General features: G+C 61.2%; 6 protein-coding genes. All 6 read right to left on the reverse strand.

The window, feature by feature from the left end:
• Positions 1 to 161: 161 nt before the first annotated feature.
• Positions 162 to 2,897, reverse strand: coding sequence for a TonB-dependent siderophore receptor (locus K344_RS0104330; protein ID WP_084196973.1), 2,736 nt, complete (start codon positions 2,895 to 2,897; stop codon positions 162 to 164).
• 114 nt (positions 2,898 to 3,011) lie between these two features.
• Positions 3,012 to 6,026 carry a TonB-dependent receptor gene (locus tag K344_RS0104335; protein WP_169729240.1) on the reverse strand — a complete coding sequence of 1,005 codons (3,015 nt, stop codon included), beginning with the start codon at positions 6,024 to 6,026 and terminating at the stop codon, positions 3,012 to 3,014.
• Positions 6,027 to 6,172: 146 nt separating this feature from the next.
• A complete protein-coding gene (locus K344_RS20200) occupies positions 6,173 to 7,180 on the reverse strand; it encodes a FecR family protein (protein WP_169729241.1) in 1,008 nt (335 codons plus the stop codon).
• Between the two features lie 7 nt (positions 7,181 to 7,187).
• Positions 7,188 to 7,769, reverse strand: coding sequence for an RNA polymerase sigma factor (locus K344_RS0104350; protein WP_169729242.1), 582 nt, complete (start codon positions 7,767 to 7,769; stop codon positions 7,188 to 7,190).
• Between the two features lie 482 nt (positions 7,770 to 8,251).
• Positions 8,252 to 9,520 carry a tetratricopeptide repeat protein gene (locus K344_RS20205; RefSeq protein ID WP_051361882.1) on the reverse strand — a complete coding sequence of 423 codons (1,269 nt, stop codon included), beginning with the start codon at positions 9,518 to 9,520 and terminating at the stop codon, positions 8,252 to 8,254.
• A gap of 12 nt (positions 9,521 to 9,532) precedes the next feature.
• On the reverse strand, positions 9,533 to 9,853 hold a 321-nt coding region (locus K344_RS0104360), incomplete at its 5' end, for an ExbD/TolR family protein (RefSeq protein ID WP_028079632.1).

Below are 9,853 nucleotides of genomic sequence, written 5' to 3' on the forward strand. Positions count from 1 at the left end.
TCGGGCTTGTCGACGGGCAGCATCATCGGAAAGAGAAACCGCGCTCGGCGATGCTAACGACGCTCTTGCGATGCGTTCCGGAAGTTGGAGCGATATCGCGGGATCCGCCACCAGTGGCGGATCCCGGATGGGCATCGAAGCGAAGCAGCTGACGTACGATTTCAGAAGTCGTAGCGCGCCGTGAACTCCCAGCGAACACCCGGCATGGCCGAGACCAAGTTCGGGTTGGTATCGCTGATCGGGGCGCGCCAGTAGCGCTCATCGAAGATGTTGTAGCCGTTCACCTTCATGTGCCAGTTCTGATAGTCGTAGGTAATTGCCGTGTTGGCGATCGTCGACGATGGCAGTTCGATGCTCTTCAGGCGGTCGAGATAGGTCGACGAGTACCACTGCGCCCCGATCAGGACGCCCAGGCCCCACTTAAAGTTGTAATTGGCATTGATGCCATATTGATGCTCGGGGAATCCCACACGATCCAGATAGTCCTTCATGATGTCCGCCGGGATCGTGATGTTGGTCTTGCCGCCGTAGACGAAGGCTTCGGCCGGATAGATCACCTTGCCGGTATCCGGGTCGACGACATCTTCGAAGCCTAGCTGGCGGGCGGTGATCTGATAGGTCGTATTGGCGACGACCAGATACTTCGCCTGCATTAAGTTCGCATAGGCCGAAACATAGAAGTTCCGGATCGGCTGAAATCTGATTTCAGCCTCCCAACCCTTCGTTTCGGTGCTCGAGACTTCGGCACCCAGCGTCGGATCGTCGGCGGCGCTGACGTCGCTTCTCTTCTGATCATAATAGGCGACCGAATACGACAGCTTGCCGCCGAATTGATTGGCCTTGATACCCGCTTCCTTGAGCTCGGCCTGCCCGATATGGCCCTTCTTTATGGTCGAGACGTCGAGAATATTGTTTGACGAATCGAGCACAGTGCTCGTTTTCGCGTAGGTGACGTATGGGCGGAAATTCCACGGCAGCTGCTGCGAAAGGCTGACGCTCCACGACACGCCATCGTCCCACCCTTTCGCTTCCTGATACGGCAAGTAACTTGGATGGTATTCTGCGTCGCCGTCCTCGTTGTAGACGACGTACGAGGCGTTTTCGTTGAAGCGCGCGTAGTCGTGGCCCTTGGCATCCGAGCCGTCGACACGCCAGCCCGCCACAAGATTGGTCTGCTCGAAGAAATCGACATCGAACATGAAGCCGATGCCCATTTCGCTGTATTTGCTCCAGCGGTCAGTCGTCTTTGGCGCGCCGGTCTCGAGGCTCTGGTCGTCGAGTTGGTTCCAGAACAGCGTGTTGGGCGTCTGCGGATACGGCCGATGCATCACGTCCTGACGATAATCGTAGTCGCCGCCGGAGCTGCGGATGAGGCCCGTGGTCTGCCGATAGTTAATCGATGCCAGCGTATTGATGCGCAGCCATTTCGGCAGTTTTTCGTCCGGGACGCGGAAGGTTCCCGTGATCTTCTCTTCCCACGCGTGGATGTCCTGCTTTTCGCCATACGGCAGCTGCGAGTTCTTCCACGAATCGATGCCGTCCTTGATGAACTGCGCTTTCAGCGTGTGGTCCGGATTGCTGTCGTAGACCAGATCGAAGAACAGAACTCCGAGCTTGGCGTTCTGCTCGCGCTCATAGGAACCGTTGCCATGGTAGTTCACCGGAGTGAGAGCCGTGTCCGCCGGATTGAGCATGAAGCCCACTGGCAGCTGTCCGGATGCGGGCGTCGGCCCACCAATGGGCTGGCCGCGAAGAATCCCGGTTGGATCGTCCTCCGGGTGCGCGATCAGGTAATCGTGCATCGTCTGCGGAATGCCCGGCCTTTTTGTCCACTGGCTGAGCGGCAGCGCCTTGCCGCTCGCATCTTTCTGCCAGCTGAACGTCTGGTATAACGGGCGATTGCCCGAGCTCACCTGTCCGAGAATTGGTGAACCGAGATGTGTTTCGGCCCAGCCGATGGCGCCGTCACTGTTGACGTCTAGATTCGCCATCGGCATGCCGCTGATGTAGGTTCCGTGGTCGATCAGATCCTGCGTCACGCGGTTCATGTACGCGCCGGACGTGATCGAGTTTTGCCACTGGCCACCCGTCTCGAGGCGAAACGGACCGACGGCATTGTTCACGCTCATCGAGCCCTGCAGGATACGCTGCTGGACGCCAACCTTGTCGACGTACGAGTCGGAATCCTCGAGCAAGCCATAGACATAGTAGCCGCCCTTCCTGCCTAGCACCGACATCGGGCCGCCGACGCCGCCGGAAGCCTCAGAGCGGTTGTAGTCACCACCGATTCCTTGCAGGAAGCCGGTCGGCTTTTCTAAATAGGAGCCGTCTGCGGCGCGACCCGCTTTCGGTGTGAGGTTCGTGTAGCCGCCGATCTTGCCCATGCCGTAAATCTGCGACGGCGGCCCCTTGATGACCTCGATGCTATCCATCGCCGAAAGGTCGGTGCGCGCATGGCCCTGCATGTTGAGGCGCTTCATGCCGCGGAAGTACATGTCGCCGGGAATACCACGCACCATGATTCCACCCTGCAGACCGTAACGCGTCGTCGTGTAGGTGCCAGGCACGGCACGCATCAGGTCCTCCACTGATGAGATGCCGAGCAGATCGATCTGCTCGGCATCGACGAACGAAACGGAACGCGGCGTTTCGAGAAGCGACTTGTCAAAGCCGAGTGAAGACCCGGTGGAAATATCGAGCGGCGTTTGCTTCTCGCCCTTGACGATGACTTCAGTCACGTCGTCAGTTGCGTCACCTGTTGCCGCCGGAGACGCATCGGCGATCTGCTGCGCCAGCGCAAGTGCAGGAGCCAGTGCGGCATACGATGAGAACAGCCCGTACGTTGCAACATGGAGGAGCCGCTTCGGTGCGAACGGCTTCGATCGACGACGACGCATATCATCTCCCTGGATAACTTCGGCCGCCGCAGAATGCGCACGACCGTCATCACCAAGGACGATGCAGGTTCTTCTTCACCCTACCTGTGCATATCGAAGCATTGACGTGAAGTCTCAGAAATCGAAGCGCATCGTCGTCCGCATGTGGCGATCCGCCATCGCCGTGACCGGATAGTCGGTATAGGAGTCCGTGTTGCGGCCGCGGAAGTAGCGCTCGCCCAGAGCGTTAGAGATATCGAGCTGTATGCGCAGTGGACCAGATTCCCAAAACAGACCCGCATCAACGACCAACGACGATGGCAGCGCGATCCGCTTGAGCCGGCCCGCATAGGTACTCGATAGATACTGAGCGCCCAAGGTCAGGCCAATACCGCTTGAGAACGAGTAAGCCGCATTCAAGCCGACTTGCGTGCTCGGACTTCCCTGCTTGCGACGGTAGGCCGCGACATTGTCAGGAAGCACGATGAGCGCCTGACCGCCGTAGAGAAAGGCTTCCGCGGGATAGACAATCGCGCCTGTCTGCGGATCGACGACGTCCTGGAAGCCGAGTGCCCTGGCGTCGATCATCATCGGACCGCCGCGGTTCGGACTGAAGACCGTCGTCTGGCGCAGCGCGTAGAGCGAGAGCATCGCGCGCGGCGACAGCCATCTGAGCTCAGCCTCCGCTCCGCGCGTGATGGTCGAGGACACTTCGGCCGAGCCGAGGCTCGCGTCGTCGGCGTCCGTCACCCCGATGCGCCGCTGGTCGTAGGCGGCCATGCTGAATAGCATGCGTTCGTCAAAAAGACTGGCCTTGAGTCCGAGTTCGCGCAGTTGCGACTGGCCGATGTGCCCCTTGTTGATGACGCTGTTGGTGATGCGGTTGGTCGAGCTGTCGAGAATCACGCTGGCGCGTGCCAGGGTGAGGTACGGGCGTAGGCCATAAGGCAGTTCCTGCGACAGGCTGATGGACCAGGTAGTGCCGTCGTCCCAGCCGCTCGCCTTCGAGCCGACACCTGGGGCGCCCGGGGACGCGGAGGTGCCGGCATTGAGGTTGTACGCGCTTGCGAACTCCACGTTCCTTGCTTCCGAGCCGTCCCAGCGCCCGCCAACCATCAGATCCGTGGTTCCGAACAGCCGGACATCGAACAGCGTGCCGATGCCCAGCTGCGAATACTTCGTCAGGCCGACGCTCGTGAACGGATAGCCGCCATTGAAGATATCGCTGTTCTCGACGCAGTTCACGAACGTCGTGTTGGCCGTCATGCCGCCCGGCGCGTCATGCCAGGTCGGCGCCATTGCATCGGTCCGCGTGTTGCTGAAGTCGCCGGAACAGATGTCGCTAGGCGAATACGTGTAGCGGAAGTTGATCGAGCCGAGCGCGTTGACGCGCAGCCAGGATGGAACTCCGGGAATGTCGCGCGTCGCGGTCAGCTTCTCTTCCGCCACCCATGGTTTCTGGATATCGCCGAACGGCTGATTCGAGCTTTTGTACTGGTCCATGCTGTCGAAGAACAGTTGGTTCTTGACGGTGAAAGCGGGATCGCTGTCGTAGATCAGATCAGCATAGAGCGTGAGAAACCGTGCGAGCAGATCACGTTCGTAGGACGCGCCACGGCGCAGGTCGAGCTTGTCGTAGCCCACCGAGCGTGGATCCAGCACCATGCCGATCGGAACGAACCCAGAGGCTGGCACCACCCCTCCCACGGGCTGCGCGCGCAGCACACCAGTCGGATCTGCCTCCGGGTGTGCATCGAGGTAGTCGTGCATCGATTCGGGAATGCCGGCGACCGTCGGGAAGCGCTCCACGTTGAGCGGCTTCCCGTTGGCGTCGCGCGGCCAGCTCCAGTACTGGCGCAAAGGCTGATTGCCGGCGGCCAGCGTGCCGCGCGCCGGCGAGGCCTGCTGGTACTCGAGGTAGCTGATCGAACCGCTGCCATCCAGGTCCAGATCGATCAGCGGCGTGCCGCGCACGTAGCGATCGCTGTCGATCAGTTCCTGCGTGACGCGGCCGATCATGGCGCCGGCGGTGCGCGAACGCTGGTAGGTCACTCCCGCTTCGAGGCGCATCGGCCCCGCGAACCGGTCTATGGCAATGGAAGCCTGTCCGAGCGCGGAATGCAACGGAACGTACTCAGTGTAGGTGTTCGAATTGTCGAGTAGCGAATAAAGGTAGTAGCCGCTCTTGTGGCCCGCGAGATCGAGCGGACCGCCGTAGCCAATCGACGTCATCTTCTCGTCGTAGCTGCCGAACCCGGTCTGCACCGCACCTTGCGGCTTGTCGAGGTAAGCGCCATTGGCGGCGTGTGCTGAGCGCGGCACCATGTTGCTGTAGCCCCCAATACGACTCATTCCGTAGATCGGTGACGGAGGACCGCGCACGATTTCGATCGAGTCCATCGCCGACAGCACCGAGGGCGCGTGTCCCTGCAGGTTCAGCCGCTTCATCCCGCGAAAGAACGTGTCGGCCGCGGAGTTTCGCACGTCGATACCGCCCTGGATGCCGAAGCGCGTCGTGGTGTACGTGCCCGGCACGATGCGGGCCATGTCTTCGACCGCATCGACGCCGAACAGGTCGATGGTGTCGCGGTCGAGAATAGTGACGGATCGCGGCGTTTCCGACAGGCGCTTGGGCAGGCCGAAGCTAGCGCTGCTGGCTACGTCGGGAGTCGCTTTCTCGGCTTGCCCGTGCTGACCCAGAACGACGATGGTGTCCAGCATGGGCAGTTGCGGAAGCGGTCGCTCTGCGCGCGATGACGACCCCACGGACGTCGGCCCGTGCACGACCATCGAATAATCGTCGAGCCGTTGCCAGACCAAGTCCGTTCCGGCGAGGAGCATCTGCATCGCCTGCTCGGCGCTCATCGTGCCGTTAACTTCCGGCGCCTCCCGGTCGGCGACGAGACGATCGTCGTAGACGACCTGCAGGCCGCTCTGTTCGGCAAACCGATTCAGAGCGTCGATCAGCCTGGACGCTGGGATATCGAAATGGCTGACCACGGTGCGTAAGCTCGCCAAGGCGGTGACCGTGGCGGCGACGGGAGTGGCCGACAATGCCGCCGGGCACGCAAGTCCCTGGCAGGCGATGGACGCCCATTGCAGTGCGCCACACAATACGACCCGGCCTCGTCCGCGCCTGTCGCGCTTCACGGGCTTGTCAGAATGGCGTGATCGCTCTCGTGCTAACCGGCGAAGAACGCCGAAGGGAACGCCTTTGCATCTGCTGCACATTACTCTGACATCGCATTAGATGAAATTTCCCTGAGCCGACGCGCGTGACGCTCACAACCTAATTCCTAATTCCGCTGATACAGAACGAACTCGCTGCCGTTATCGATCGCATCAACGGACAACAGCGCCGCCAGCGCCGGTACCACGACATCGTTGTTGCCCGTCACGAAGCTGCCGCTCACGGGGACATCGGCCAGGGCCGGGCTTCCGATCAGGACCTTCTTCGCGGAATAACGGTTGATCTCGGAAAGCGCTGTCGCAAGTGGTGTGCCACGAAATACCAGGCGGCCCTGCGACCAGTTCGTCACCAGCTTGGCATCGACGGACCGGCGGCTCCACGACGTCGGCGGCGATCCCGCCGGCACACTGATCTGTTCGCCGGGCGCCAGTCGTTCGCCCTGACCCGCGGACTGGGATTCGTTCGCTACCAATACCGATCCTTCCTCGAGCGTGACCAAGGTCTGGCTGTCCATGCGCCATACCTCGAAAACGGTGCCGAGCGCCGTCACGCGCTCGCGCCCGAGATGCACGACGAACGGACGCGATGCATCGTGATGCACCTCGAACACCGCCCGCCCGCGCAACAGTTCGATGCGACGCTCATGACCGGCGAGATCGACCGTCATTTCACTGTCCGCGTCGAGCGTGACGGTCGAGCCGTCCGCGAGCCCGATGTCGCGGCGCTCGTACTGCGGGCTTGCGTAGCGAGCGATATCGCCGTGTGCGGGCAGTTCGTAGCGCAGAAGCGACACGACGCCCAAGCTCGCGACCACACTGGCCGCAAGCGCCCAGAGTACGCGCCGCCGCTTCGTCCGCACTGTGCGAACGGCCGCCGACGCCGCGTAGGCCCGATCGGCCAGCGCCCGCAGGCGCGCATCCCGTTCGGCCAGCACGTCGAGCTGCCGCGAAACGCCGCTCACGCGCGTATACGCGCGCGCGTGCGCCTCACTCCCGGCGAGCCAGCGCTCGAAATCGATGCGATCCTTCGGACCGCAATCCGCCGTCGACAGCCGGACATGCCAGTCGGCGGCCTCCTCTAGCACCCTTTCCATTACTTCTTTCTTGTCATCCACCATATGCCTATGACGTAACGTCCGCGTCTCCCCCTACCCGCTTGGCGCAAAAAGCAAGTGCACGACTGATGTGCTTCTCGACCATCTTGACCGAGATGCCGCAATGCCGGGCGATCTCGGGGTACGTCATGTGACGCACCCGACTGAGTAAGAACACCTGCTGACACTTCGGCGGCAGTTCCGCAATCGCCTCATAGAGCAAGGCAAGATTCTGCTGGCCGGCAAGTTCTCGCTCGGGCGACGGATTGTCGGAGGCGAGATCGACGTCGTCGAGAGTGCACTGGCCGGTGACGTGGCGGGCCTGCTCCGCCCGCTCCAGGTCATTCGCGACGTTGCTGGCGATGCGAAACAGCATTGACGAAGGAGAGCGAATGTCGCGCGTCCCTTCGTAGCGCATCATGCGGATGTAAGTCTCCTGCGCGACATCGTGAGCATCTTCGGGGCAACGTAGCCGCCGCCGCAGAAATTGAAGCAAGGACCCATGGTATCGCTGGATCGCGGCGGGTACCGACAGGGGCTCGCCCTCCGATGCGCCATTGCATCGCTGAGCCTCGTCAACCTCAAATACCCCTTTGGACGTAACGTCCATGCGCACTCCCCACGGCAGGACCAACGAGAAAAACCGCTGCATTGCGGATATCATCGTAAAAGCAAGTTTCGTGCCGATCTCCGGCTTGGGGCAATAAGCAAAAAAATTTTCAAGTGCACAGGATTGATAATAGCGATCCCTTTGACCCGCACAAAATTAAAGCAAAATGCGTTTTTCTAGCACCAGCTCTCTTGAAATTAATGGAACAAACCAGACCCTCAAGGAAAGTTTTCCGGCGATGCACGAGGATGCGTCGGCGCGGCACATGAAGATGCATCGATAAAGTCGTTATCGCTTCTTCCCCTTCGACATGGGCACGAATCGACATTTTCGATGCAATCGCACGACGAGCCATGACCGCCGCCCAGCAAAAAGCCCCCAGGGGTCGGGGGCTTGGTTTTTATATGAGGTTTAGGCTGAAAAAATTTACATAAACGATTTCTATGATTTTTTTCAGAAAAACATTGATTTTTCGACAGCGCCTACGGCGAGCTCATGTCGCGCTGCCCCGCAGCGCGGTAAGTCGCTGGTTCTCCGGGCTGCTTCACCAAAGTCCAAAGCTGGGCGATGTCGGCCACGCTGTTCTCACCGGTGATCAGCTTTAAGCTGCCTTTCGCATCCGCAGCCCTGCCGGCGAGCATCTGCGCATAGCCGAGATGCAGCTTCGCTTCGTCCGGCTTCTTCAGTCCGCCCTTGGCGATGCCTTGCTGCATCAGCGCGATGCCCTTGTCGTACTGCCCGTACCCCACATAATTCAGTCCCGTCGCCACCAGCGCATCGCCGGCCGCCTGTGCTGCCGCGGCCTTCTCGCCTTCAGCGAGGAGTTTCCGATCCTCCTTGATCTTCTGCGCGACCATGACCTTGAGGCGCTGGTGGCGGTCGGCGTCGGGACCCTGCCCGAGCAGGTTCTGCGCGTATCCCAGCTGCACGTACTGGTCGGCCTCGCCGGGAAAGCCGGCCTTCAAGGCGTACTGCGCGGCCTCCATATAATCGTTGGCCTTGTCGAGCGTGCCGGTCGCCTTCATCAAGCGATACATGTCGAGCGTCAACTGCTCTGAGAAACCCGGCTTGCCCGCGGTCCGCAGGATCAGGTCCTTCCAGTAGCTCTCCTTGGGATAGTAGCGCACGAGCTTCTGCAAGGACACTAGGTAGCCGGCATTGTCGCCCTGCTTGCTTGCGCAGCTCGCCAGCAGTTGCAGCTGCACGTCCGTCGGCGTCTGCCCGGCTTTCTCCGTTTTCGCGATCAGCGCCGAGAGTTCCTTCTGCGCACTCGCGAGATCGTTGGACAGGTATAGCGCCTGCGGAAGAAGGCTGAGCGTCTGCGCACTGTCGCCACCGGCGTTGCGATATTTTCCGATGTAGTCGGCCGCCTTTCCGTAGTTCTTCTCTGCGTATGCGAGCTTGGCCGCGGCGTCAAACGCCTGCAGCTTGTCGCCCTCTGGCATCTGGTCCGAAGCCAGAGCCGCTTCGTATGATTTGAGCGCGAGGCTCATATCGCCGGCGCCGGTGGCGGCGATTGCGCGCATGCGCTCCACGATGTACGCCTCGTAGGGCGTAAGACTGTCGATCCGTCCCGCCTCGTCGATCTTGCCGAGCGCGGTTTTATAGTCCTTCCCTTGCAGCGCGGTCTGCGCCTCCTGCAGCGGCTTGCCGACCTCGGAACGCAGCACAGGCTTGTCAGCAGCCTGGGCAGCGCCAAGGGCGATCGAAAGGAATCCGGTAATGATGAACGTGCGAAAACTGGCGCGCATGGCTTCCTCTCACTACAGCTGTTCGTTGCCGACGATGCCGATGTTGGTGACGCCGAGACGCTGTGCGTCGGCGAGCGCCGCGGCGACGTACTTGTACTCGACCAGCCGGTTCGGCCGGATGTGAAACTCCGGCTGCTGATCTTCCTTGGCCGCCTGCTGGAAGCGGTACTTCATCACGTCGCGGCTGATCGCCTCGCCGTTCCAGATGTACGTGCCGTCGAAGTCGATCTCCAGTTCCACGGACGGCGGCGGCGGTGCGTCCGTCGCCGGCGGCGTCGCCTGCGGCATGTCCAGCTTCACCGCGTGCGTCTGCACCGGGATCGTGATGATCAG

This window comes from Solimonas soli DSM 21787 (assembly GCF_000474945.1).
GTDB lineage: Bacteria > Pseudomonadota > Gammaproteobacteria > Nevskiales > Nevskiaceae > Solimonas > Solimonas soli.